At 40.4% G+C, this 23,761-nt stretch carries 24 protein-coding genes and 1 pseudogene; 1 reads left to right on the top strand and 24 read right to left on the bottom strand.

Going from position 1 to position 23,761, the window contains the following annotated elements:
- Positions 1-86: 86 nt before the first annotated feature.
- The 5 genes from ACQQ2I_RS07215 to nusB all read right to left on the bottom strand — a co-directional run bounded on the left by ACQQ2I_RS07215 (position 87) and on the right by nusB (position 4,350).
- A complete protein-coding gene (locus tag ACQQ2I_RS07215; protein WP_431029876.1) occupies positions 87-971 on the bottom strand; it encodes a polyprenyl synthetase family protein in 885 nt (294 codons plus the stop codon).
- Between the two features lies 1 nt (position 972).
- A complete protein-coding gene (xseB, locus tag ACQQ2I_RS07210) occupies positions 973-1,200 on the bottom strand; it encodes an exodeoxyribonuclease VII small subunit (protein ID WP_431029875.1) in 228 nt (75 codons plus the stop codon).
- Positions 1,200-2,549 carry an exodeoxyribonuclease VII large subunit gene (gene xseA, locus ACQQ2I_RS07205; protein WP_431029874.1) on the bottom strand — a complete coding sequence of 450 codons (1,350 nt, stop codon included), beginning with the start codon at positions 2,547-2,549 and terminating at the stop codon, positions 1,200-1,202. Before xseA ends, xseB begins: the two co-directional genes overlap by 1 nt.
- 514 nt (positions 2,550-3,063) lie before the next feature.
- Positions 3,064-3,939 carry a bifunctional methylenetetrahydrofolate dehydrogenase/methenyltetrahydrofolate cyclohydrolase FolD gene (gene folD, locus ACQQ2I_RS07200; protein ID WP_431029873.1) on the bottom strand — a complete coding sequence of 292 codons (876 nt, stop codon included), beginning with the start codon at positions 3,937-3,939 and terminating at the stop codon, positions 3,064-3,066.
- A gap of 27 nt (positions 3,940-3,966) precedes the next feature.
- Complete coding sequence (gene nusB / locus ACQQ2I_RS07195) at positions 3,967-4,350, bottom strand: transcription antitermination factor NusB (RefSeq protein ID WP_431029872.1); 384 nt, start codon at positions 4,348-4,350, stop codon at positions 3,967-3,969.
- 194 nt (positions 4,351-4,544) lie between these two features.
- Here nusB and ACQQ2I_RS07190 point away from each other — a divergent pair, with 194 nt between their 5' ends.
- The gene (locus tag ACQQ2I_RS07190) at positions 4,545-5,198 is read left to right on the top strand and encodes a hypothetical protein (RefSeq protein WP_431029871.1); all 654 of its coding nucleotides are present in this window, start codon (positions 4,545-4,547) and stop codon (positions 5,196-5,198) included.
- Positions 5,199-5,306: 108 nt separating this feature from the next.
- Here the strand turns inward: ACQQ2I_RS07190 and glpK are convergent.
- The 19 genes and pseudogenes from glpK to ACQQ2I_RS07095 form a co-directional block, all read right to left on the bottom strand.
- Positions 5,307-6,805: pseudogene (glpK, locus tag ACQQ2I_RS07185) on the bottom strand (glycerol kinase GlpK).
- A 145-nt stretch (positions 6,806-6,950) separates the two neighbouring features.
- Positions 6,951-7,355 (bottom strand): Asp23/Gls24 family envelope stress response protein, encoded by a 405-nt coding sequence (locus tag ACQQ2I_RS07180; RefSeq protein WP_431029870.1) that lies wholly within the window; start codon positions 7,353-7,355, stop codon positions 6,951-6,953.
- Positions 7,356-7,750: 395 nt separating this feature from the next.
- On the bottom strand, positions 7,751-9,118 hold the full coding sequence (gene accC, locus ACQQ2I_RS07175; protein WP_431029869.1) for an acetyl-CoA carboxylase biotin carboxylase subunit: 1,368 nt from the start codon (positions 9,116-9,118) through the stop codon (positions 7,751-7,753).
- 14 nt (positions 9,119-9,132) lie between these two features.
- Positions 9,133-9,624 carry an acetyl-CoA carboxylase biotin carboxyl carrier protein gene (accB, locus tag ACQQ2I_RS07170; RefSeq protein ID WP_431029868.1) on the bottom strand — a complete coding sequence of 164 codons (492 nt, stop codon included), beginning with the start codon at positions 9,622-9,624 and terminating at the stop codon, positions 9,133-9,135.
- Positions 9,625-9,805: 181 nt separating this feature from the next.
- Positions 9,806-10,342: a SpoIIIAH-like family protein gene (locus ACQQ2I_RS07165; RefSeq protein WP_431029867.1), complete on the bottom strand. Its 537-nt coding sequence runs from the start codon at positions 10,340-10,342 to the stop codon at positions 9,806-9,808.
- Positions 10,332-10,706: a hypothetical protein gene (locus ACQQ2I_RS07160; protein ID WP_431029866.1), complete on the bottom strand. Its 375-nt coding sequence runs from the start codon at positions 10,704-10,706 to the stop codon at positions 10,332-10,334. The genes ACQQ2I_RS07165 and ACQQ2I_RS07160 overlap by 11 nt, the downstream gene beginning before the upstream one ends.
- A 27-nt stretch (positions 10,707-10,733) precedes the next feature.
- Positions 10,734-10,895 carry a hypothetical protein gene (locus ACQQ2I_RS07155; protein WP_431029865.1) on the bottom strand — a complete coding sequence of 54 codons (162 nt, stop codon included), beginning with the start codon at positions 10,893-10,895 and terminating at the stop codon, positions 10,734-10,736.
- Positions 10,892-11,791, bottom strand: a complete 900-nt coding sequence (locus tag ACQQ2I_RS07150; protein ID WP_431029864.1) for a stage III sporulation protein AE — start codon at positions 11,789-11,791, stop codon at positions 10,892-10,894. Before ACQQ2I_RS07150 ends, ACQQ2I_RS07155 begins: the two co-directional genes overlap by 4 nt.
- Before the next feature lie 10 nt (positions 11,792-11,801).
- Positions 11,802-12,179: a hypothetical protein gene (locus ACQQ2I_RS07145; RefSeq protein ID WP_431029863.1), complete on the bottom strand. Its 378-nt coding sequence runs from the start codon at positions 12,177-12,179 to the stop codon at positions 11,802-11,804.
- Complete coding sequence (locus ACQQ2I_RS07140) at positions 12,176-12,385, bottom strand: stage III sporulation protein AC (protein WP_391371884.1); 210 nt, start codon at positions 12,383-12,385, stop codon at positions 12,176-12,178. Before ACQQ2I_RS07140 ends, ACQQ2I_RS07145 begins: the two co-directional genes overlap by 4 nt.
- Before the next feature lie 191 nt (positions 12,386-12,576).
- Positions 12,577-13,110, bottom strand: a complete 534-nt coding sequence (locus tag ACQQ2I_RS07135) for an HXXEE domain-containing protein (protein ID WP_431029862.1) — start codon at positions 13,108-13,110, stop codon at positions 12,577-12,579.
- Positions 13,070-14,200, bottom strand: coding sequence for a DUF4085 family protein (locus ACQQ2I_RS07130; protein ID WP_431029861.1), 1,131 nt, complete (start codon positions 14,198-14,200; stop codon positions 13,070-13,072). Before ACQQ2I_RS07130 ends, ACQQ2I_RS07135 begins: the two co-directional genes overlap by 41 nt.
- On the bottom strand, positions 14,201-14,872 hold the full coding sequence (locus tag ACQQ2I_RS07125) for a DNA alkylation repair protein (protein ID WP_431029860.1): 672 nt from the start codon (positions 14,870-14,872) through the stop codon (positions 14,201-14,203). It lies immediately after the preceding gene.
- A gap of 111 nt (positions 14,873-14,983) precedes the next feature.
- Complete coding sequence (locus ACQQ2I_RS07120) at positions 14,984-15,988, bottom strand: NAD(P)H-dependent flavin oxidoreductase (protein WP_431029859.1); 1,005 nt, start codon at positions 15,986-15,988, stop codon at positions 14,984-14,986.
- A gap of 163 nt (positions 15,989-16,151) precedes the next feature.
- Positions 16,152-18,734, bottom strand: coding sequence for a VWA domain-containing protein (locus ACQQ2I_RS07115; RefSeq protein ID WP_431029858.1), 2,583 nt, complete (start codon positions 18,732-18,734; stop codon positions 16,152-16,154).
- Positions 18,718-20,463, bottom strand: a complete 1,746-nt coding sequence (locus tag ACQQ2I_RS07110; RefSeq protein WP_431029857.1) for a vWA domain-containing protein — start codon at positions 20,461-20,463, stop codon at positions 18,718-18,720. Before ACQQ2I_RS07110 ends, ACQQ2I_RS07115 begins: the two co-directional genes overlap by 17 nt.
- A gap of 11 nt (positions 20,464-20,474) precedes the next feature.
- Complete coding sequence (locus ACQQ2I_RS07105; RefSeq protein ID WP_431029856.1) at positions 20,475-21,350, bottom strand: DUF58 domain-containing protein; 876 nt, start codon at positions 21,348-21,350, stop codon at positions 20,475-20,477.
- Positions 21,347-22,342: an AAA family ATPase gene (locus ACQQ2I_RS07100; protein ID WP_431029855.1), complete on the bottom strand. Its 996-nt coding sequence runs from the start codon at positions 22,340-22,342 to the stop codon at positions 21,347-21,349. The genes ACQQ2I_RS07105 and ACQQ2I_RS07100 overlap by 4 nt, the downstream gene beginning before the upstream one ends.
- A gap of 10 nt (positions 22,343-22,352) precedes the next feature.
- Positions 22,353-23,756 (bottom strand): hypothetical protein, encoded by a 1,404-nt coding sequence (locus tag ACQQ2I_RS07095; protein WP_431029854.1) that lies wholly within the window; start codon positions 23,754-23,756, stop codon positions 22,353-22,355.
- Positions 23,757-23,761 lie beyond the last annotated feature (5 nt).

Raw genomic sequence — 23,761 nt, 5'->3', positions numbered from 1 at the left:
CACACCTTTTCATCTATTTATTCACCGTGTTTGCGATATTGTTCTATTATAACAGTGTTAAACGTGAGAATAAAACGTTTAACACTTTAATTACTGCGAGAAATAATATAATTAGCAAATTCTCGTAACAATGTGCTATCCACTGTTAGACAATCTAATGCTGCAAGTGCCAGTTTATAGTGCTCCTCTAGCTTTTGCTTTGCACCATCTATCGTTAATAGCGCTGGATACGTACTTTTATCGCTTTCTAGATCTTTCCCAGCCGTTTTTCCTAACTGCTCACTCGTTCCCTCAATATCTAAAATATCATCTTGGATTTGGAACGCTAACCCAATATGGTGTGCATAGTCCACTAATGCCTCACGCTCTTCCTGCGAAGCATTGCATAAGACAGCACCGGCTTCAATACTAAATCGCAGTAAAGCACCAGTTTTGTTAATATGAATATTTTCCAATTCCGCTAAATTAAGCTGGCGTTTTTCGCCTTCCATATCAAGGACTTGTCCACCAACCATCCCTTCAGCCCCTGCACCTTCACTTAACATATGAACAAGTTCTAAGCGCTGTTCGGCCGATACATTTGGCATCCGTGCTAATACACCAAAGCATAATGAATTTAATGCATCCCCTGCAAGTACAGCCAGTGCTTCACCATACACAATATGATTTGTTGGCTTCCCGCGGCGCATATCATCGTCATCCATGCACGGTAAATCGTCATGGATGAGGGAATACGTATGAATCATCTCGATTGTTGCCCCAACCGTATAGGATGCTGGCTGTAGACCGTTAAACATATCGCAAACAGCGACTACAAACAATGGACGAATACGCTTCCCTCCTGCTTCAAGTGAATAAAGCATCGATTCTTTTAACATTTCTGGTCCACGAATTTCCTTTACAAGCTCATACATATGTGACTCAATTGTCGGCACATGTTGTGCTATAAATTGTTGTAAACGTTCACTCATTTTACATCTCTCCTGTATTAGCTGAAAACGGTTGTTTCTCCCCGTCTTCACCAACAATTGAAATTAGTTGTTGTTCTGCATTTGATAATTTTTCATGACAAAACTGAGAAAGTTCCATGCCCTTTTTATATAAATCAATCGCTTCTTCAAGAGGGACATCCCCTTGTTCCAGTTTGCGCACAATTTCTTCTAAATCTGTCATCGCTGCGGCAAATGATTGCTGTGACATTAGTATTCCTCCTTTTTCTCCGTTGACAGTATTTTAGCCTGCGCTGTCCCGTCATGGAGTGCAATTTGAATCGTATCATCCTTCGCTAATTGGTCAATCGACTTGACCACTTTCCCATCTTTGTATGACACATTAAATCCTTTGTGCATAATGGCTAGCGGATTTAACGCCTCAAGTGTACGGATGACGCTACTAAATTGATGTTTATGCTGTTCCACATTTGTACAAGCCGCCCGTGTTAATTGTTGCGTTATCTGATCTAATTGCCGTTTTGTGTAATCTAATGTTTGCTTCGGTGACTGCATTTGTAAAGACGCCTGCATTCGCTCTAAAGCATTTCGTTGTTTCATCATATACAGTGAAGTGGCATGCTGAAGCTGCGTATCCATTTGTATCAGCTTTTCCGTAAACGGGCGATATAATCGCTCAGGCATCGCAAGCGGATATGCACTTTGTAGCTTCGTCAAACGACTTCGTTCAAATGTGAGACGCGCCGTCATCATCTGATGTAGCTGAGACTGATTTTTTAATACGCGCTGATAGAGCTCTTGCTGATTAGGTACCGCGAGTTCTGCTGCGGCTGTTGGGGTTGGTGCACGTAAATCGGCTACAAAGTCGGCTATCGTTGTATCTGTCTCATGCCCCACCGCACTAATGATTGGGATGCGACTCTCAAAAATAGCACGAGCGACAATTTCTTCATTAAACGCCCATAAATCTTCAATGGAACCACCACCACGTCCAACAATCAGCACATCGCACATTGCCTGCTGATTGGCTAACATAATATTTTTTGCAATATTCGCTGCTGCATTTGCCCCTTGTACAAGTGTTGGATAAATACAAACCTCCGCTTGTGGATAGCGTCTCCCAATCGTTGTACAAATATCACGTATCGCTGCTCCTGTTGTAGCCGTTAGTACACCTACTGTTTTAGGATACAGTGGAATCGGTTGCTTAAAGTTAGGATTAAATAGCCCTTCCTTTTGTAAACGTTCTTTTAATTGATTAAACGCAACAAATAAACCACCTACTCCATCCGGTTCCATCGTTTGAGCATATAACTGATACGTTCCACCTACTTCATATACATTGACATCTCCCCGAATAAATACTTGCATACCTTCTTCCGGTCGAAAGGCTAATTTGGCTGCTTGGTTTCGGAACATTGTCGCATTAATACGTGCCCCATCATCTTTTAGCGTAAAATAAATATGACCTGATGTGTGGATCTTTACATTTGATAGCTCGCCTTTTACATACACTTCTCTAAGATGTGGGTCTGCTTCAAATTTCCGCTTAATATATTTTGTTAATGCTTTTACGGATAAATACGAAGACGACATCATTTCGCCCCCTTTTTTAAAAGAGTAAGAAAGTATCAAGCGTGTTGATTTACCTTTTATTGTTAATGGAATCTTGTGAAACGTTGATTTCCGCTCCATTCGGCTCGCTTTCCACGGGCATGGCCTCAGCCTCCTCGTCGCTCGTACCTCGCTCCTGCGGGGTCTTCAGCTCATGCAACTGTCGCTATGCTTTCGTTGCAGAAAAACATTGCTATTCCCGTAGGAGTCTCGCCGATTCCGCTTCAATCAACTGGCAAGTCCTTTTTGATTACGTTTTTCTGAAAAAATACGCTTCTATAAAGGAAATATTTTGATAATCAACACACCTGAGAAAGTATAAAATTTTTCAAATTGAAAAAGTGCCTAGGCATTCGCGCCAAAATTTATTTTGCGACGAACGCGTAAGTGGCAGGAGCACGGGTGCAAATACGCTTTTCTTATGTACTTAGCCTACAATGGCAAAAGAAAAGGGTGTCTGCACCTACCTTTAGACACCCTTATTAACACTATTCTTATTTTACATATTTTTAATAGCTTTGTCCTGTGCTAGCTTTTTTTCAGCCGCTTGCACTGTGTTTTCTAATAACATCGTAATTGTCATCGGACCCACACCGCCTGGTACTGGTGTAATATGTGACGCAACTCCGTCTACATCCGCAAAGTTTACATCACCACAAAGCTTGTTATTTTCGTCACGATTCATACCTACATCAATAACAACAGCACCTGGTTTGATATGCTCTTTTGTTATAAATTTTGCACGCCCAATTGCAGCGATTACAATATCTGCTTGCTTTGTGAAAGATGGTAAATCTGGTGTTTTAGAATGTGTATACGTTACTGTTGCATCTTTTTGAAGTAATAATTGTCCCATTGGTTTCCCTACGATGTGGCTACGCCCAATGATGACCGCATGCTTACCTGCAACTTCAATCCCTGAATGTTCTAGAAGCTTCATCACACCGAAAGGAGTACATGGCAAGTACGTTTCCTGTCCTAACATCATTTTCCCAACGCTGATTGGTGAAAAGCCATCTACATCCTTTTCAGGAGAAATTGTTGCAATGACCGCATCCTCATCAATATGTTTTGGTAATGGGAGTTGCACAAGAATACCGTGAATATCTTCACGATTATTTAAATCACGGATTTGGTCGAGCAAAGTTTCTTGCGTTGTTTCTTCTGGTAACTTAATAAGCTCCGAATACATACCAATTGCCTCACAAGATTTTTGTTTGTTGGCAACGTATGTTTTACTCGCTGGGTTATCCCCAACTAAAATAACACATAAACCTGGTGTTACACCTTGTTCCTTTAATGCGCCTACACGTACTTCGACACTTTTTCGAATTTCTTGACCAATTTCTTTACCATTAATAATTGCACTTGACATGTTGTTACTCCTTCCAATGTTCACGGGTTATTGTTGTGTAAATTTAGAAAGTACACCATTGACGAACTTTGAAGATTTTTCATCACCGAATACTTTACAAAGCTCAATGGCTTCGTTTAGTACTACACGCTGTGGTGTATCTGACATATATAAAAGTTCGTAAACAGATAAACGTAAAACAGTTCTTTCAATTTTAGGTAGACGACTTAGCGTCCAGTTCTCTAGTTTTTCTTCTAACGCTACGTCGATTGCTTCTTTATGTTCAATTGTGCCACGGACTAGTTGCTCTAAAAAAGCAGTTGACTTTTGCTCTTCTAAAACGTGCTCGATTGCTTGTTCAATCGGTAGCTCCGTGCTGTCTAATTGAAACAAAGCTTGCAACGCTTTTTCACGCGCTTCATGTCGTTTCATTCAATATTGCTCCTTCTTTTTATACATTACTTTTTATGATAGCATATTTTCTATATTATCACACCGCTACCATGAAATTTTCCTACGGATAACGTCTCATTTTAACAAAATTCTTTCTTAATAGACAAGCTAGGAAATTATGCAAATAATTTGATAAAATGATAGCTAAGGGGAAAATCTATGGAGGTGTTCAAATGAGCTATACAATTAGTTTAATTCTATTTGCCATTATTGCCGGAATCGTCGCGGTGATATTCAAAATTCCATTTTGGATTTTGGTCGTAACAATCATTAGTATTTCTTTATTACGTGCAGGCTATGTCATCTATATTTTATACAGAAGCCAAAACATTCAAAAGATTGAACGTTTTTTACAATCTTCAATAAAAAACCCATTGTACAACTACACATTATCGCTAAAAGAAAGTTCGCCAGCTATTCAAAAGCAGGCTATTGACCATATTTTAGCTACATACAAGTCGCCTATTATGCAAGGAACTTATCGAGCGAACCGGGCAATGATGGATCATAATTATAGTGCAGCAAAAGATTTTGCTGAACAAATCCCCAACGATATGATGCGCAATTATAGTCTCGCTTTGATTGATGCAACACAAGGGAATGCTAAAGCAGAAAACTATATTCTCGCAAAGCCCTGGATGACATCACTGATTGCTGCTGTACTTCATTATAAAAAAGGGCAAACAGATGAATACGAAAAATATAAAACACAAGCATTACAGTATTCTCGTGGTATTCAGTATTTCACCAACTATTACTACTTTGAACGTATACACGAAAATGTGAAAGCATCAAAAGCAAATAAGAAAATTAAAAAATCAAGCTAATGAAACATAGACAAAGTCGAATTCCCGATTTTGTCTATGCTTGTTTTAACACTCAATTACTTATCATGAAACCTATACTTTCCTACCCGCCAAGTTTAGCGTCACTTATTATTTGAACATTTGCGCGGCCTTGACCGCTTTATGCCAGCCCGTAAACAATTGTTCACGGCGTTCTTCCTCCATCTCTGGCTCAAATTTTCGATCCAGTTGCCAATGCGCTTGTACTGCCTCTTTCGTGTCCCAGAAACCTACCGCTAGCCCCGCTAAATAGGCTGCTCCTAAAGCTGTTGTTTCATTAACTGCGGGACGCTCTACCGGGACGTTTAAAATATCTGCTTGAAACTGCATTAAAAAACTGTTCATCACCGCTCCGCCGTCAACGCGCAATGTTTTCATCTCAATACCAGAATCAGATTCCATTGCAGCTAATACATCGCATGTTTGATAGGCTAACGATTCTAATGTAGCACGTATAAAATGTTCTTTACTTGTCCCCCGTGTTAACCCAAATACAGCTCCACGAACATCACTATCCCAGTACGGTGTACCAAGCCCTACAAATGCGGGTACGACATAAACACCCTCTGTATCACTCACGCTTGTTGCATACTGTTCGCTATCAGAAGAACGACGGAACATACGAAGACCATCACGAAGCCATTGAATAGCAGAACCGGCTACAAATATACTGCCTTCAAGTGCATAATACACTTTACCATCAAGCCCCCACGCAATGGTCGTTAGTAATCCATGTTGTGATTTAACTGCTTGTTCCCCTGTGTTAAGTAGCATGAAACAACCCGTACCATACGTATTTTTTACCATTCCTTGTTCAAAGCACGCTTGCCCAAATAGCGCCGCTTGCTGATCTCCTGCAATCCCCGCAATAGGAACCGTAGAACCGAAGAAATGCTTGCCTACTACTTCACCATAAATTTCAGATGACGGGCGCACATCTGCACATCTGGCAGCATAGAAGCGGGTACACCTAAAATATCTAATAGCTCTTGATCCCATTTCAAATCGTAAATATTGTACATCAATGTCCGAGAAGCGTTCGAATAATCAGTGACATGGACCGCCCCTTCTGTGAGCTTCCAAATAATCCATGTATCAATTGTGCCAAATAAGAGATTCCCCTTTTCAGCTTTGTCACGCGCGCCTTCTACATGATCTAAAATCCACTTTACCTTTGTCCCTGAGAAGTACGCATCAATGAGTAAACCTGTTTTATCGCGAAATAACTGTTCATAACCAGCCGCCTTTAGCTCGTCACAAATGTCAGCTGTTTGGCGAGATTGCCAAACGATGGCGTTATATACCGGCTCCCCCGTCTGTTTATCCCATACAACCGTTGTTTCTCGCTGATTAGTAATACCAATTCCTTTGACTTGCTCGGCTTTAATATCATTTTCTGATAATACTTGTGCAATCACGGACAGAATGGAGCTCCAAATTTCTTTTGGATTATGCTCTACCCACCCTGATTTCGGGAAATATTGCTTAAATTCTTGTTGCGCCACATGAACAGGATTGCCTTTTTGGTCAAATAAAATCGCCCGACTACTTGTTGTTCCTTGATCTATGGCCATGATAAATTCCTTCATCCTGTACCCCCTTCTCATTTTTATATGTCTTAAGAAAATTTTAATGCGCTATGTGTCACAATGCCATGGCAAAGTTCGCAAAAACATCACTTCAATAGAAAAAGAGTAGGGAACATTCACTTTGAACATTCCCCACTCCCCTGTTTTATGCTTGCATTTCTTCTTTTTCAAATTGAATGCCAGTAATATGTACATTCACTTCGTTTGTTTCAATTGATGTCATATTTAAAATCGCTTGGCGAATTGCTGATTGCACTTCTTTTGCTACTTTCGGAATTGAGTATCCGTATCTCACCGAGCAAAATACATCAACCGCAATCAACCCATCCGATGTCATAGAAGCCTTAATGCCTTTTGAATGCACTTTCTTCCCGAAACGCTCTACCACGCCAGAAGCAAAATTACCGCGCGTTGCTGCGACCCCTTCCACTTCAGTCGTCGCAATACCTGCAATCACTTCTAGCACTTCTGATGCTACTTCAATTTGACCAAGCTCTTCTTTCCCTGCTGGCGTAGGTTGTACAAATGATGTTGGTTGTTTATCAGCCATTATTAACATCCTCTCTTATAGTCACTAACTTCACGCTAGTAATACGTAAACTAATTGGTTATATAGCCATTATACTACATTTTACAAGCAATGTGAGATGAAAAGCCACCGTCTCGATGAAAAATCCATTTTACAATCATTAGACTTTTACACGCTTACAGCAACACTCTACACAATCCAACTAAAAACTTTACTTAAGAGTGATCGAGAAGAAGTCATCGGAAATTTTTAAGAAGGTTTAAACATCATCGTATCGTCTGTTATACTAGCAAATCCCACTTGTTACCAAATTCACATTTTTAAACATAAAAAACCTCCTAACTCCGAAAAGTTAGAAGGTCATAAATTTAAAAACTTTGATAAGCGCTCTATTTCTCTATCTATCCCCTAAGCAATTACTTCGCTTTTTCAGCTACACCTAATACGTCGTTCTCTTCTAGGAACTTCGTATTGAACTTAGCAGATTTGAAAACGTCATTGTTCATTAAAGCTTGGTGGAATGGAATTGTTGTGTTGATTCCAGGACCAGAAACTTCGAACTCTGAAAGTGCACGGTTCATTTTTGCGATTGCTTCTTCACGCGTATCCGCATGAACGATTAGCTTCGCAACCATTGAATCGTAGTATGGTGGGATTGTATAGCCTGCATATACAGCAGAGTCAATACGTACACCGTAACCACCTGGTGTTACGTAAGTATCTACAGTACCAGCTGATGGCATGAAGTTTTTGTACGCGTTCTCTGCGTTAATACGACACTCAATTGCCCAACCATTGATTTTAATATCTTCTTGCTTGAATGGCAGCTCAGCACCACCAGCAATTTTTAATTGTTGTTGAACTAAGTCAACACCAGTAATCATTTCAGTTACTGGGTGTTCTACTTGGATACGAGTGTTCATTTCCATGAAGTAGAATTTATCTTCTTGATAGTCATAGATGAATTCGATTGTACCAGCACCTTCATAGTTACAAGCGATCGCTGCTTTTACAGCTGCTTCACCCATTTCAGCACGACGCTCTTCAGATAATGCTGGAGATGGCGCTTCCTCAACAAGCTTTTGCATACGGCGTTGTACCGTACAGTCACGCTCACCAAGGTGAACGACGTTACCATGACCATCAGCTAATACTTGAATTTCACAGTGACGGAAGAACTCGATGAACTTCTCTAAATATACACCTGGGTTGCCGAATGCTGCAGCAGCCTCTTTTTGTGTAATTTCGATACCTTTTACAAGATCTTCTTCAGTGCGAGCTACACGGATACCTTTACCGCCACCACCAGCAGTTGCTTTGATGATTACTGGGTAACCGATTTCAGCAGCCCACTTTTTACCTGTTTCGATATCAGGTACAATACCTGTACCAGGAACTAAAGGTACGTTCGCTTTTTCCATTTCAGCACGCGCTACGTCTTTAATCCCCATGATTTTGATTGAATCTGATGATGGACCGATAAATTTAATACCAGCATTTTCACAAGCTTCAGCAAAATCAGCGTTTTCTGCTAAGAAGCCGTAGCCTGGGTGAATGCCGTCAGCACCCGTTTTTTGTGCTACGCCTAATACAGCTGGGAAACTTAAATAAGAGTCTTTTGATAATTTTGGACCAATGCAATATGCCTCGTCTGCAAGCTTTACATGAAGTGCATCCGCGTCTGCTTCAGAATATACTGCAACTGTTGAAATACCTAGTTCTTTACACGCACGAATAATACGTACTGCAATTTCACCGCGATTAGCAATTAATACTTTTTTCATTTTAGCAGCGCTCCTTACTCAGGTTTCACTAAGAATAATGGTTGACCGTATTCTACTAATTGGCCATCTTTAACTAATACTTCTACGATTTCACCTTTAATTTCAGCTTCGATTTCGTTGAATAATTTCATTGCTTCAACGATACATACGATTGTTTCGTCGCCTACTTTGTCACCAGCTTTTACGTATGCAGGTGATTCTGGGTTTGGAGATTGGTAGAATGTACCAACCATTGGCGATGTGATTTTGTGTAAATCAGCATCGTTAGCTGCTGGAGCCGCTGCTGGTGCTTCTTCTTTAGCTGGAGCCGCTACTGGAGCTGCCGCTTTCGGTTGTTCTACAACAGGTGTTGGAGCTGCTGCTACTGCTTTAGGAGCTACAACTTCAACTGCGCCACCGTTTTTCTTAAGTTTAACTTTTGAGCCGTCTGCTTCGTATACGAATTCGTCGATTGTAGAAGCATCTACTAATTTAATAATTTCACGGATTTCTTGAATTTTGAACATTAATAACTCTCCCTTGTATGTAATTTAAACTACGAACACTATTTTATAATTATTTCAGCCATTTTGAAATAGTTATTTTAAAAATTAAAAAAATTTCACATAAAATGCTACAAACGCTTACATTTCGGGCGCAAAATTGTATTTACCTGCTATATAACACCTGTCCCCTCATTTTCTTCCATTAATAGTAAGAAGTTTGTGGATTCACAGTCACATGGATCATTTTATCCATCTCATTTTTTACGAGATACACGATTTCATTTGCTTGTTCTGTCGAGATTTCTTCTGTTAACACCGTGACGTTTGCTTTGTCTCCTTCTAAACGCACTAGAGCATCTGTATAGCCAAGTCCCTCAATCATCATTTCAAGCATCGCTTCTGATGATTCCAATTCAATTAGCGCATTTATCTCATTATATGCCTCATTTTTTTCCTCTGCCGTAGACTGATCAGAAGCCATTTTCGTTGTTAATTGTTCACGTAGCTCGCTTCGTTCATTCCCTATTTCCATGCGAATTTCCTCGAACACATAGCTATCTGTTTGTACCGCCTTCTCTGCTTCATCTACGCCTGTTAAGATAGCTCCCTCTAATGAATCATCTGTAAAAATCGTTGTGAAGTCAAAATTACTTGGGCGTTCAAATAAATAATACACAGATATTACAGCTGTTAAACATACAAGTGTTAAAAACCAAACTGTTCTTTTTTTAACTTTCATGATGATCCTCCTTTTTCATTGGTAAAATAATAATTTGGTGTGCTGGCAATTGGAGTACAGCACTTACGGCTTCTTGCAATTGCCGCCTAATAATCGGTGATTGAGCCCCCTCCGAAACGATTAACACGCCTGTATACGTCGCTTTTTTTTCATTTTCACTAAATGAAAATAGTGTAGATTCCGCTGATGCCTCTGTATGAAAATATACCGATACTTGTCCTACCCCCTCAATTTGCGAGAGTGTTGCCGCTAGCTTTACTTCTACCGTTTCTTCTATTGATGGACTCACGTCTTGCCTAAACAGCAGAAATCCAACGAGGGCGATGACAATCAACGCGATTATGTTCGCCTTTTTTGTTGCCACATATTACTTGCCCTCCTTTCTGTCACCTTATCCTATGAGAAAAATGGAGCCAATATACTTAACATTCTGTGCAATAAATTGAATTAACCATAAAAATACGGCCAGCTTTACGAATGTAGAAAAATCTTCGTCTCCTATAATCGTTTGCAAAATAACAGAAAAGACAATTAAATAAAGTAATTGAATCATAGTGATTTCCCAGTCCCAATCTGCACGATAAAAAATAGAATCAACCAAATGACAATAAACCCAATTGCTAATAACAACGCAATCGCACATAGCATAAACAAGGTCTTGCCAATATCATCAAGTAAATTACTAATTCGATTATTCACAAAAGGTTCTGCAATCGCCCCCGCTAATTTAAAGGTAAAAGCTTTAATGAGCAATGTCGCCGCTGGATAAAATGATAGGATTAGCAGTGCTGTGATTGTTGTAAACCCTGTAACTGTTGTGGCGGTTGATTGAAACTTTTTTAACAGTGACATCCCCTCTACAAGCAGCGACCCAATAATGGGCACGTTTTGTTCAATTACTTTTTTTAATGGCGTTGCAAATGTCTCTTGAATCGAGAAAAAGGCAACACTTGAAAATGTTAAAAATGAGGATAGCAATACAATGGATGCTGCGATTATACTAAAAATTGTTTTTCGAATTAATTCTGCTATTTTTGAAAAAGATACTTGCGGATAAAGTCGTGTACATATATCAAATATGAGTGCCATAAACAGAGAGGGAATCAATAGCTTGTCACAACAATAGACGAGCAGTTGCAAAACAAAAATAATGGCCGGGCTCCATGCTACTAATGAAATAAGTGACTGCATAATAACTAAGACCGTGCTGACAAGTGGAATGAATGCTAAAAAAAAGGCCGAAAAGATAGCAGCGATTTCTTTCATTAATACGAAAGCATCAAATAACTGTTGGGCAACAATGATAAGTACGAGAAATAGAAAAACTGTAGATAATAATTGGCGTGAATGAATGGATACACCTTCAATCATTAAAAGAAGCAAAAACAATAACAACAATGTCGCGAGCAACGTAATCGATTCTGTGATCGGGTGTAGTAATTGTGCCATGTCAGTCCCTCTAACTAAATCTGTGAAGCAAATCTGTTAATTGTGTCATTGCGGGCTTTAGCTGCTGCAACCAGATGAGTACAAGTGATCCACGTATAGCGATATCTACGCCTTGAGAAAAAGCATCATACTCCTGCTCTTCCAATATCGATTTCACAAGATGACTTAACAATAACAGGAGCGCTGTATACGCAAGCAATTTACTATACGGAATGACTTGAGTAAGGGTCACTAGCTCTGAAAAAAGAGGATATAAAACGAGTGCAAATATTTGTGCGAAAAATAAAAAGAAAAAAATGATGCTAATAATAGGATGTAGCTTACCAATCGCCCCTTTAATAAAGCTAAGTAGTAGCATGCATAACGTCGCAAAAATTAAATACTTCATATTGAAAAGGAGAGCCATCGTAGAAATTGCGCCACTTCCTCAAAAAATAAACGCAAAAATCGAATAAGCTCCACGGTCATATACAAGTAGGCAATAAAGAATAAAAAGAATGAAAATTCTTTTTTCCCAGTCTGCTCGAAAAATATATGAAGTAGTGCAATGACTAATCCGACGGCTGCTACACGTAATACATCTTGAAGTTCCACGCGCCTCCTCCCTCCTCTCGTAACGTAGTATATGAAGCAGGGGGAAGTGGCAGAACACCGTTTTTATTCAAATATTTCGCATCAATAGCTTCGTTCATCTCTCATTTTCAAAACTTTAGAGGGTGAAAGCTAAAAAAGACAGAGCAAAAAGATGCACTGCCTTGAATCGTACTAGTTTCGTTCGATAACTTTTATGCATGATGTGAAAAAGGCGATAACTGACGCCCACCCCAAAATAGCAATGGAATGAGTGCAATTAAACAGGGACCTACGACAACCGTTGATACTATCAATTCTCTCCACGTCATGACACCTTGTTGAAACATTTGATAAAGAATGAAAGAATTAATCGGAATATTTAATAATAGCCCTGTGATAAGTCCAGGTGCATATGTTTTCGTTGCAATCGTTGCAAGAAGATGTGGAAAAATAGCATTTAACACCATCGAACTTAAAAAGCCAATAAATAACCATTTCCCTAGTTGAAAATCCGGGAAATTCATATAAATAAATGCCGATAAATAAGCTAGCGCCGTGATGACAATAACCGCAAAATGAAATTCACTTGTCGTAACTGGCTTTTGAAACTTCGACACCTGTTGAGACCATTTCGGTAGCCAAATCGCTTCCTCGAGATTATGTAATGTAATCGCTAAACAAAAAAAGACAATAGATGCTTCCAATTTAATCCCACCACGCTTTAAACTTTTCTGTTGTCTTTTCATCTAATAACGCCAGTGCCTTAAAATGTGTGGCTGCCGCATAAATCATCATTTCATTATTTTCTTGTATGTGAATGTTTTGTAAAATATGATTGATGATTTCGCGGTGTGGCATAGGATTGTCATACAATGTATTGAACGCTCGTACTTGCCATTCTAAATCATTACTGAGCGCTGCCTGCTCTAACTCACCAACCGGTACAGGGACACTAAAAATGGCATACGGATCCTCGTATGTATCACAATAAAGAAGCGATTTACAAGCTTCTAACGATTGGGCTACTTTAATCCCTCGCACGTACACACCATCCGCACTCACTTCCAGTTTCCCCCGATCCCATGGAATCACCGTATCGGTAATAAAGAAATATTGCATATGTGGTGCCAGTTGATCGACAAACGTTTCAAAATCAGCTTCTTGCTGCTCAAAATAAGCTACTGGCCGAAAATAAAATGCGGCTTCAATTGTTTCACATGCAATCGTCCACTCTACTTCTGGACACTCCCAAATAACACGTAACGCAAAACCGCGCGCTGTCTTTTGAAGCTCGTCGTAAATATAGTAGCTACCTGTTTCAACATCTCCTGTTTCAGAGAGTACATTGACGAATTTCAATATAACAATCGACTTTGGCGTAAACCCGCCATCTGTATTTAACATAATAGCTACGTCATTCCCTATCCGCTCTATATTGACGATAACAGCGTCATGCAAAGAGTCACGAAAAACATGTTGTGCGCTTTGTGGCAAATACGGAATCGCCTGTTGCTTCATTGTATATGCATGATCTAACACATCTCTAAATGTTTGCTCTAAAGCTACTTGCCAAGTTAAATACTCCTCACGCACAGCTTTCGGTAAATTTGGTGTATTTAACGTATCGTTATGTATATACGGATGAAATTTTTCCGGCAACACTTGTAATAATGGCTCACGTATTTCATCTAAATGCGCTTGAAGCTCAGCAGCTAAATCCACACCTTCCTCCCGAGCTGTCTGTAAATCAATCTCCCACTCATCATCTGTTTCCCTAATAGGTAATAAATGAGCTGGCTCACTTTCTTTTTTCTTTTGTAAGGTTAAATGCCACACTTACTTCACTCGCTTCCATTGTTTGAGTTCTTCTTTCACATCGCCGCTCACTTTTCTAGACTCCCTAATTTTTTGCAATGCCTTATGAAATGTAAAATCATCCAGTACAGCTGTTTGTAAAAAATGACGCGTTTTTTCCTCTTGCTTTATAAAAGCAATGGAAATGGCCCATGCAATAGCCATTTTTACATAATAATCATCGTGCTGAATTAACTGTAACTCCTGAAAAACACGCGCAATCCATTCATCCGATAAATAATACATGAGCATCATGACAATGATAAATCGCAGCACAAATGGATGCGACTCATGTCGAAGAGTCATTAAAAAGTTCCACATCTCTTGCGGATACTTTTTCGTTATTTTTAAGCTCGAACAAAAACTATCACAGAGCGACCAATTATCAATTTTTTTAATAAACGCTTCAATGAAAACGAAGCGTTCCTCTACGGGAATATTTACGGATGCAATGACAAACCCTTCGAGCATCATTTCTTCAAAAGTTGTTTTCGGCTGTTCAATAAATGCCTGCCAGTCTGTTCGTACAATGTCCTTTGCAAGCTGCCTGAGGGTCGGAATACGTACTCCTAAAATCTCATACTTCGTCTCAACTAATTTTTCTGTAAATGCTTTATACGTAGGTTCAGCTAATTTTTCTAATTGCGCACGCACACAATCACTCCTTGCTTTTCAACTAAAATATTGAATTGCTACTACAAACAAATAAAAAGCATAGTTCAAGTTTACATGAAACCTTTCCCTATGCTTTCACTGTTCACATGATTAATCCCATAGTGAGTCGATGATGACTTTAACAGAGGCACGTCTCGCCATATAGCTGTTTTCACCCATCCAAAGGGATAAGTATTCCGGGCGTCCTGTTTTCGCGCTAACTTGGCGAATTTTCGTCGTTAAATGGTGCTGTAACGGATACGGTGCAACGGTTTTGTCTTTTAATTGCTCCGTAAATTTATTAGTAAGACCACGCGCAGGTTTTCCCGTAAATGCAACCGTCATACATGTACCCACTTCTTTTGAATGTAGAATGGCCTCTTTATGATATTCGTTCACACTACATTCATCTGCCGTAATGAGTGCTGTACCGATTTGTACAGCCTCTACGCCTAGCGATAACATTTCAGCCACATGTTCTCGCGTCATAATCCCGCCTGTAGCAATCACTGGGATCGTTACGTTTCCTACAACTTGCTTCACTAACTCACGAATCGGTATAAGTTGCATAGGCTCTTGGAAAGAACCACGATGCCCACCTGCTTCGCCTCCTTGTAAAACAACCGCATCAAAGCCGGCTTCTTTAACCGCTACTGCCTCTTCTTTCGTAGTAGCTGTACCGATTACAAAAATCCCCTTGTCTTTTAGCCGATGAACGACCTCTTTTGTTGGTAATCCAAACGTAAATGACACAATCGGCACTTCTTCATCTAAAATGGCTTGAATTTGCCCTTCAAATACTTCATTCGAAATGACTTTCGGTGTATCTGTAATACCTAGTTCATCGTAAATGGGTTGTAACGCCATGCGTGCTTCTTGTAATACATGAATATCAATCTTAGGCTCTTCCTGCACAAATAAATTAATGCCGAATGGTTTATTCGTTAATTTCTTTACTTCTTGAATAAACGCACGTGTTTCCTCTCCATTTAAATGACCCGCTCCGATAAAGCCGAGTGCACCTGCTTCACAACAAGCCGCAACAAACGCAGGAGTTGTGACACCTGCCATCGGTGCTTGAATAATCGGTTTATGTATATTGAAATTTTTTAACATGTTTATCACCTCATACAAAAATTGTAAACCTTTTATATAAAATAATCTACCTGGTGTATAAAATAATCTACCTGGTGTATAAAATTGTGTGGAAAGTTCTTTTCACTGCCTCGATCCTCTTCCCCTCATAAAAACGAGAGGGAATAACCCCTCCCGTTTATCATTATTTTCGTTTTAGTTGTTTTAATAACTCACTGACATTCGTTGGAGTTTCTTCTATTATATTGGGAGCCACGACTTGTTTCTTTTTAAAGGAGAAGCCAAATCGTCGGAGCGTAATATCCATAAAGAATAGTAACAAGGCAATGACTAGAAGCCATGTTGTAATCGAGCGGCTTTCTGTCCCTTTCTGTTGAAACGGTCGGAATACATCACTAGCCTTTTCAATGACTTGACCCCCACTACTATTCGCTATCGTTTCTAATAGTGCTGTATTCGTTGTACTTTGCTTATACTCATCACTATAGGGCATTTGTACTCCAACTTTGACCATTTCTCCGTCTTTATTGACGATACTAAAGAATACGAGGCCGGGCTCACCATCGGCAAACACTTTCATTTTACTAGCGGATAATACATCGGTTTCAATTGGCAACTCTTCTCCTGCTTCATTGATCGCTGTCACCGATAAAAATGCTGCTTCATTTGACACATCGGTAATGGTGAATTGACCATTGCCATCGGACGAGACAGAATACGCTACATCGTGATAGCTTGGTAAAAGCTCAGCAATTGCTGTTTGCCAAAATTCACGCCATTTCACCCAAGTTGCCCATCCGCCAGCCCACGCACCAGCTGCATCAGAAGTAAAGGCAATCGTTGTCCCTAACCCGTATTGCCATGTGGCTAAAACAGGATCTTCTTTTTCACTCTCTGCAACAACAGTAGCAAGCGGTTTAGCAGTTGTACCGATATAGGCATTCATTTGTGCCACACCATCTGCAAATAAATGATTCCATTTATCTGCCTTGTACACAGTCGGGTAAAACGGATTGTCTTCAATATACGTTCGTGTCATCATAGACGTTTCCCTTGATAATATGGACGGAATCGTTGTTTCATCTACTACATCATAAAAACGCCCGCTCCCCATATCACTTAAAGACTCGAGCAAATTTCGATCAGCATCTTGCCCAATCGCAACTGTTGACAGTGTGACATTTTTCTCTAACCCAGCAGCAATTAAATCGTCATATGACATATTTGTAGATGAATACCCATCTGTTAGTAAAATAATATGTTTCCGTTGTAGCTTTAAATCTTGTAGCCCCTCATAGGCTAATGCAAGCGAGCTATAAATTTCCGTTCCTCCACCAGCTGGAATCGATAACACTGCATCTGTTGCTTCCTCTTTATCGGCTAGCTTCGCCGTTTCGATAATCGGCCATGGTCGATCATCAAAGGCAATCACACCAAGTGTATCATCATCACGTAGTAGTTCAATGGAACGTGCCGCAGCCTCTTTTGCAAGCTCAAGCTTATTCCCCATCATACTACCTGAGCGGTCAATGACGAGGACAAGCCCTAGCGACGGCATTTCGTGCTTCCCTTGCACGTCCATTTCAACGGGTAACAGCGCCTCAATCGGTGTTTTGAAATAGCCTCCTAAACCGAACGCTTGGTCACCACCAACCATCATAAAACCAACCCCAAAATGCTTCACGGCTTGTTCAATGACTTCCATTTTTGCTTCGCCTACTGTATGAGCCGATACATTATCAAAAATAATCGCATTATAGGCCAAATAACTGGATAATGACGACGGTAACGTAGATGCACTCGTCACGGCATAATCAATCGTACTGTTTCCAATAATCGCTGGAATTTTAGAGGTCGCCTCATCATCTTGTACAATTAATAAACGCGGTGCTGCTTGTACAGTCGTCACGCTCGTTAACTTGTTATTTTCTAAAAAAGCATCATTCGCCGTTTGCACAAGGGCTTCATACTTTACTAAACCTGTTGCACTGCTCATATGATTAAATGTAAAACGGTTATGACCCGCCTGCAATGTGACCGATTGCTGTACTATTTTTTCATCATTTTCATATAAGATAAGCTCGGCCTGCTTTTCGTTTTCCGCATAAATATTTGTGACAAGCTGTTGTTGTTCTCCCTCATAAGCAATTTGAGGTGTTTCAAAGCTTTCTAAAATAATATCCTCATTTACACTTTTAGCAAGCGGGACAACATCGATTGACACATTGCTATTTTTTAATTTATTTACTTCTAGCAACGCCTCTCCCTCTGTTTCATTCCCATCTGTTAACAACACGATACGGGTCGCTTTTTGCTGATCCGCAATACTCGTCACCATTTTTAGTGCTTCCTCAATATTTGTATCGCTGACAGCTGACATAGCTGATAATTGCGGCACTGCTTCTACCTCATCGGATAGTAGCGATTCTGTTTGCACCGCACTGGCAAATGAATAAATACCTACTTCATGCTTATCTTCTTTACTCGTTAAAGCCTCTTGTATAAACTGTGTTGCTGTATCTTCTTCTGCACTTGCAGAAGCGGAACGATCCATTAAGAATAACACTTGCTCTTTATCAATTGGCAATAAAATATACGGATTCGCTAAAGCAAAAATTAAGCAGCTAACCGTTGCTATACGCAATACATACACGATGTAATGGAGCTTTTTCCACTCCGCTTTATGCCGTTTCAATACAAATCCAAAATACAGAACGACAGGAATAAATAATAAAAGGGCGAATGGAATATCAATTCGTAAATCCACGTCTACGTTGCACCTCCCATTCTGCTAAAATAAGCAGCAAAATTATCAATACGATATAAGGGACGAAAGAAGTAGACGTTTCCACTTCCTCATTTTCGTTTGTTAATTGCCCAAGTGTAAAATTTTTACCAGACTGAATATGACGTTCACTTGCGGCAAGCACGGTTGAAAATAGTCTTGATTCACCCTCAGACGATAGTTCGTATAAACCAGGCTTTTCCGGGGCGATAAATTGTTTGCCACTCGTAAACGATGACATGTACTCCCCTTCTTCGTTATAAATCGACCATTCTGTTTCACGTAACGCAACAGACGCGGATTGTTTCGGTGTAAACGTCCCCATACTGTCACCTGCCGCTGAAATTTGCTGAACTGTACTCCATAAAAATAACGGGAATGAAGGATGTAGCGGCCAGTCTGTCGCCTGTAAATCTGCTAATAGAATAATATCCCCTTTTGGTGACAACTGAATAAACGGCTCTTCATTGACCGTTGCAATCGTGTCAAACTGTTCAAAGGGCGGATAAATCGATTGTACATACACATCTTGCAATGGACTAAAACTAAATAACGCATGGGATGACTGACTAGCAAATGCATTTATCTCTTTACTGCTTTCATCGTTACGACCAATTAATATAACCGGGCTTTGTCCGTCTAATAAAGCAACATCATTTGAAATGAGTAAAGACTGCTCATTTGCTTGCTTCAATGTAGCTTCATCAAAAAATGTGACGTGATCATAAACAGCAGCAAAGCCTTTTTGAACAAGGGCGTGTGTCGATGGATCGAGCATGACCTCGATTGTCTCCTGCTGGATGGTTGTAACCCATTCATTATCTAATGCATAATCATCATTGACTTCAATTTTCGCTGTAATCGTCTGCGTCAAAGGTAATTGATCGAATAAATGGCTTATTGTATCATGTTGCTCCAGTGTGAGCTGCTCTGAAACAAGGCGCTGATCCTTACTGTATAAATCAATCGTGATGTTTTGTATTTGATCGGTTTCATTTGTTAGCTGCACAAGTGCTGTCGTCTTTTCCCCTTGAGCAGTTGCTGCAAACTTCGTAATCGCTACATTATTTAGCTCCTCGGTTTGTCCGTATACATGCCATTCTACAAAAGCACTTTCAACTGGTAATTGTTGCTTTTCTAAGGAATCCGTAAAAACATAGATGGCCGTCGTCCGTTGACCAATAAATGCTTGTACAACTTCAATCGCTTTCTCCAGATGTTCCTGCTCATATGTGACTTCTAGCGCATCTACTGCCTTTTCAACTTCAGCAGTATTTGTTTCTTCACGTAGCACAACGGTCGGCTGGCGTCCTGTCGTCACGAGCGTTATACTTTTCCCATCCATCTCTTTTAATAATTGCTTCATCTTGTCTTTATGCTGTTCGAATGTTGTTGCCTCTTTCCCAGCAAGCATTGTAGCAGAAGTATCCACTACAAAAATGACTTGCTCACCCGCTATTTTCGTACTAGGTAAGTAAGGCTTCATCAATGCGAAAACAAGCAAAAGGAGCGCCGCAAGTTGTAAAAATAACAGGATGTTTTTTTGTAGCTTTTTTAAATACGGCGAAGCTTTTGTTTCCTGCATAATTTCTTCCCAAAAAAGTGTTGAGGAAACGGTTTGTTTCGTATATTTCTTTCGGAAAAAATAATACAGCAGGACGATGATTGGAAAAATAATCATCCCGATAAAAGCGAAATTCATAAAGCCCATTCATCGTCACCTCACATAATCCAATTCTCTTTTTTTAGGCGGTGAAAAAAAGCGCTTGAAAACCCTTCTTCCGCAACGAGTTGAATTGTTGCTACACCATATTTAGCGCAAAGAAGCTGGAATTTTTTTTCGTGCTCTGTTTTTTTATTGATATACTGCTGGATCATTTGATTGGACATGGAGATATTTAATTTCTCATCTGTTTCAACATCATAAAGCTCCACATCCCCAGTAAAGTTCGGTTTCATTTCTTCCTGTGTGGCTATTTGAATGATCCGAATATCGCCAGCATAGCGTGGTAATCGTTTAATAAGGGCCTCCCACTCAGCAATCGGCTCAAGTCCATCTGTAATCAGTATGAGCACCGTTTGCCCTTTTGCCAGCTGTTTCATAGCATGCTGTACAAACGAATCCTTTAAGGATGGTGGTTGCAAACTAGCGATTGTATGCGCAAACGCTTGTTTATACGTTGCCCCTTTTTTACGAAACGGTATGACCTGTTGTGCTGAAATAACAGAAAAAGAAAGCCGGTCATCATTTTGCAACACGAGCTGACCAAGTGCGAGCGCTAACTGCCTTGCAAGCAGCCATTTTTCTGGATGAACCATCGATTTCGATGCATCGAGTAAAATATGTACTCTCATTTCTTGCTCGTCTAAAAAACGTTTAATAAAATACTTTTCTGTACGAGCATATACATTCCAATCCACTTGACGTACATCATCACCCGGATGGTATTCACGGAAGTCACTAAAATCCATCGATGAGCCAAAGCGACTGGAGCGATGTGAGCCTTTATGTTGACCACGAAGCTTAGATTTAGTTGCGAGCTTCGATGACCCAATTCTTTTCTGCCACTCACTTTGTAACAGTAGCTCCTTCGTCATACGGATGCTCCTTGCTGTACTTTTGTTAAAATGATTTCCACTATATCATCCGTTATTTTTTCGGCTGCCTCTCCTTCATAATTGAGTAAAATACGGTGACGAAGGGCCGGTTTGGCTACCGCTTTAATATCTGCTATCGACACATGGAAACGTCCATTCATCAGCGCACGTGCCTTTGCTAGTTTAATGACACTTTGTACCCCGCGCGGACCGCTACCATATTGCACAAATTGCTTGACTTCATCAAGGGCACTCGCATCAAATGGGTTCGTCGCTGTCACAATATCCACCGCATAAGCAAGAATATCCTGTGCAATCATGACTTCTTTTGCCATCTGCTGTGCCTGTAGTAACTGTTCTGTATCCATTACTTTTGACAGCTCCGCCGCTACAGCACCTGTCGTCCGTTCCATAATCGTTAACAAATGTTGCTTAGAAGGATATGGAAGCAATACTTTACATAAGAAACGGTCAAGCTGCGCTTCTGGCAGTGGGTACGTCCCTTCCATTTCAATAGGGTTTTGTGTAGCTAACACAAAAAATGGTCGTTCCATTGGCTTCGTATCGCCAAGTACCGTTACGGTTTTTTCGCCCATCGCTTCAAGTAATGCACTTTGCGTTTTCGGTGTTGCCCGGTTAATTTCATCGGCTAGCACAATTTGACTGAAAACAGGCCCCTTTTGAAATGTAAACTGCTGCTTGCCATTTTCTAAACGTTCAATCATGCTCGTTCCTGTAATATCTGCGGGCATTAAATCGGGTGTAAATTGAATCCGTGAAAAGCTCAGCTCCAGTACGTTAGCAATCGTACGAACGAGCATCGTTTTCCCAAGTCCAGGCAACCCTTCTAAAAGCACATGACCGTCTGCTAAAATCCCATAGAGTGTAAACTCGACTGCTTCTTCTTGCCCGACGATAAACTTGCCGATTTCCTCTCTTACTGCTAGTAAATGTTTACTCATTTGTTCGTATTGTTGTTCATTAAAAGCCATGCTCATCCCCCTAGTCTGTTTCTATTGATGTAAAATAATGTTGAACCATTTGCTGTAAATCACTCGGTAGTTGTAAGCGTTCAGTAGATTGCATATAGCTATCTTTGTATGTGCCAACTACCTCTTCATATGGGCGCACGTCACCTCTTGTCGCAGGAACGTAACCTTTTTCTTCAATCGTATCGCCTTCACTTATTTTGCCAGAATCCACTGTCATATCGCTTGATCCACCAATGCGATGAGGAACAGCTAATAAGTCACGACCGCCAGAACCTGTACCGCCCATTAAACCACCCTTGCCACTACCACTTCCCGAACCACTGCCGGAACCGGAACCAGCACCGCTACCAGAGCCTTGACCTTGACCACTGCCGCCAGATTGCCCTGAGCTGTTGCCGTTATTCGCGGACGATTGGCCTTGATTTGTACCTTGACCTGAACCTCCACTTTGCCCACTTCCATTACTTTGTGAGCTGTTATTGTTCGTATTTTGCTGTCCGTTTGAGCTTGTCGTTCCTGGTTGACCAGTACTTTGGCTTAATGAAGACGATTGATTCATATTCGCAATCGTTTTTTGCAAGTTTAAATCAATTGGCTTTCCAAGCTTACTTAGTGAGCTTTGCGCCTCACCTGCCGCGGAAGCTAGTTCTTTGTTTAAAGAAGCAAGCTCATTTAACTGCTGTAGCTCGCCTGCTGACAATTCGTTATTTTGCTGTTGTTCAGCAAGTTGTTGTTCTTGCTTCATCAATTCTTTTTGCTTTTTGACAAGCTCTTTTAGCGCCTGCTCGCTCGTTTCAGCTTCCTGCAACGCTTTCTTTAGTTCTTCCAGTTCCTTCTTCGTCTTCTCTGACAACTCTTTCTTTAACTGTTCTTCCATCTCTTGATCAATTTTTTTCGTAATCGCCCGATCCGCTTCTACTACTTTCGCTTCTTGCTGTGTATTAGCGGGTAATGCAATTAAGCCGAGCAGTAAAACGAACAGACCAAATGTCGTCGCAAGTACTTTCGATTGAAACAATTTTTTTGGTCGCTTTTTAAACGCCTGCAACGCTTGATCTTTTTGCCTAAACGCTTGCTTCATTAAAGTTTGAACGAGCCCATTTTCTTCCTTTGCTGTTAAAGCAGTTAGTAGCTCATTATGGGCAAAGTAGGTGTCAAATAAAATCAATGCATCTTTCTTCGTCAGACGATTTGTCATAACACGCATCAGTTGCCATAAAAACGCGAGTATCCCCGCACCTATCGCCACACGGCTATAGTACGGTAAAACAAATAGGCGTGAAACGATATACACGATAGTAGCCGAAAGGACCGCGTAAAGCAGTCCTTTTTGAGCACCAAGTATCAATTTCTCAAGGAGTAGACTACGGCGTGCAGCAAATACAGCTTGCCATAGCCTTTTCTTTTCATCCATGCTAG

It is taken from the genome of Lysinibacillus sp. LZ02 (assembly GCF_050613145.1).
GTDB lineage: Bacteria > Bacillota > Bacilli > Bacillales_A > Planococcaceae > Lysinibacillus_B.
This window is presented reverse-complemented; position numbering and strand designations above follow the sequence as displayed.

Bases quoted from the DNA above. Each gene is read 5' to 3' on its own strand.
- nusB (WP_431029872.1), bottom strand. From the start codon at position 4,350: ATGAAACGACATGAAGCGCGTGAAAAAGCGTTGCAAGCTTTGTTTCAA.
- accB (WP_431029868.1), bottom strand. From the start codon at position 9,624: ATGTTCAAAATTCAAGAAATCCGTGAAATTATTAAATTAGTAGATGCT.
- ACQQ2I_RS07150 (WP_431029864.1), bottom strand. From the start codon at position 11,791: ATGGCACAATTACTACACCCGATCACAGAATCGATTACGTTGCTCGCG.
- ACQQ2I_RS07215 (WP_431029876.1), bottom strand. From the start codon at position 971: ATGAGTGAACGTTTACAACAATTTATAGCACAACATGTGCCGACAATT.
- ACQQ2I_RS07155 (WP_431029865.1), bottom strand. From the start codon at position 10,895: ATGATTCAATTACTTTATTTAATTGTCTTTTCTGTTATTTTGCAAACG.
- ACQQ2I_RS07095 (WP_431029854.1), bottom strand. From the start codon at position 23,756: ATGGATGAAAAGAAAAGGCTATGGCAAGCTGTATTTGCTGCACGCCGT.
- ACQQ2I_RS07120 (WP_431029859.1), bottom strand. From the start codon at position 15,988: ATGTTAAAAAATTTCAATATACATAAACCGATTATTCAAGCACCGATG.
- xseA (WP_431029874.1), bottom strand. From the start codon at position 2,549: ATGATGTCGTCTTCGTATTTATCCGTAAAAGCATTAACAAAATATATT.
- ACQQ2I_RS07145 (WP_431029863.1), bottom strand. From the start codon at position 12,179: ATGAAGTATTTAATTTTTGCGACGTTATGCATGCTACTACTTAGCTTT.
- ACQQ2I_RS07110 (WP_431029857.1), bottom strand. From the start codon at position 20,463: ATGGGCTTTATGAATTTCGCTTTTATCGGGATGATTATTTTTCCAATC.
- ACQQ2I_RS07135 (WP_431029862.1), bottom strand. From the start codon at position 13,110: ATGAAAAGACAACAGAAAAGTTTAAAGCGTGGTGGGATTAAATTGGAA.
- ACQQ2I_RS07165 (WP_431029867.1), bottom strand. From the start codon at position 10,342: ATGAAAGTTAAAAAAAGAACAGTTTGGTTTTTAACACTTGTATGTTTA.
- ACQQ2I_RS07105 (WP_431029856.1), bottom strand. From the start codon at position 21,350: ATGACGAAGGAGCTACTGTTACAAAGTGAGTGGCAGAAAAGAATTGGG.
- ACQQ2I_RS07180 (WP_431029870.1), bottom strand. From the start codon at position 7,355: ATGGCTGATAAACAACCAACATCATTTGTACAACCTACGCCAGCAGGG.
- accC (WP_431029869.1), bottom strand. From the start codon at position 9,118: ATGAAAAAAGTATTAATTGCTAATCGCGGTGAAATTGCAGTACGTATT.
- ACQQ2I_RS07100 (WP_431029855.1), bottom strand. From the start codon at position 22,342: ATGGCTTTTAATGAACAACAATACGAACAAATGAGTAAACATTTACTA.
- ACQQ2I_RS07190 (WP_431029871.1), top strand. From the start codon at position 4,545: ATGAGCTATACAATTAGTTTAATTCTATTTGCCATTATTGCCGGAATC.
- folD (WP_431029873.1), bottom strand. From the start codon at position 3,939: ATGTCAAGTGCAATTATTAATGGTAAAGAAATTGGTCAAGAAATTCGA.
- xseB (WP_431029875.1), bottom strand. From the start codon at position 1,200: ATGTCACAGCAATCATTTGCCGCAGCGATGACAGATTTAGAAGAAATT.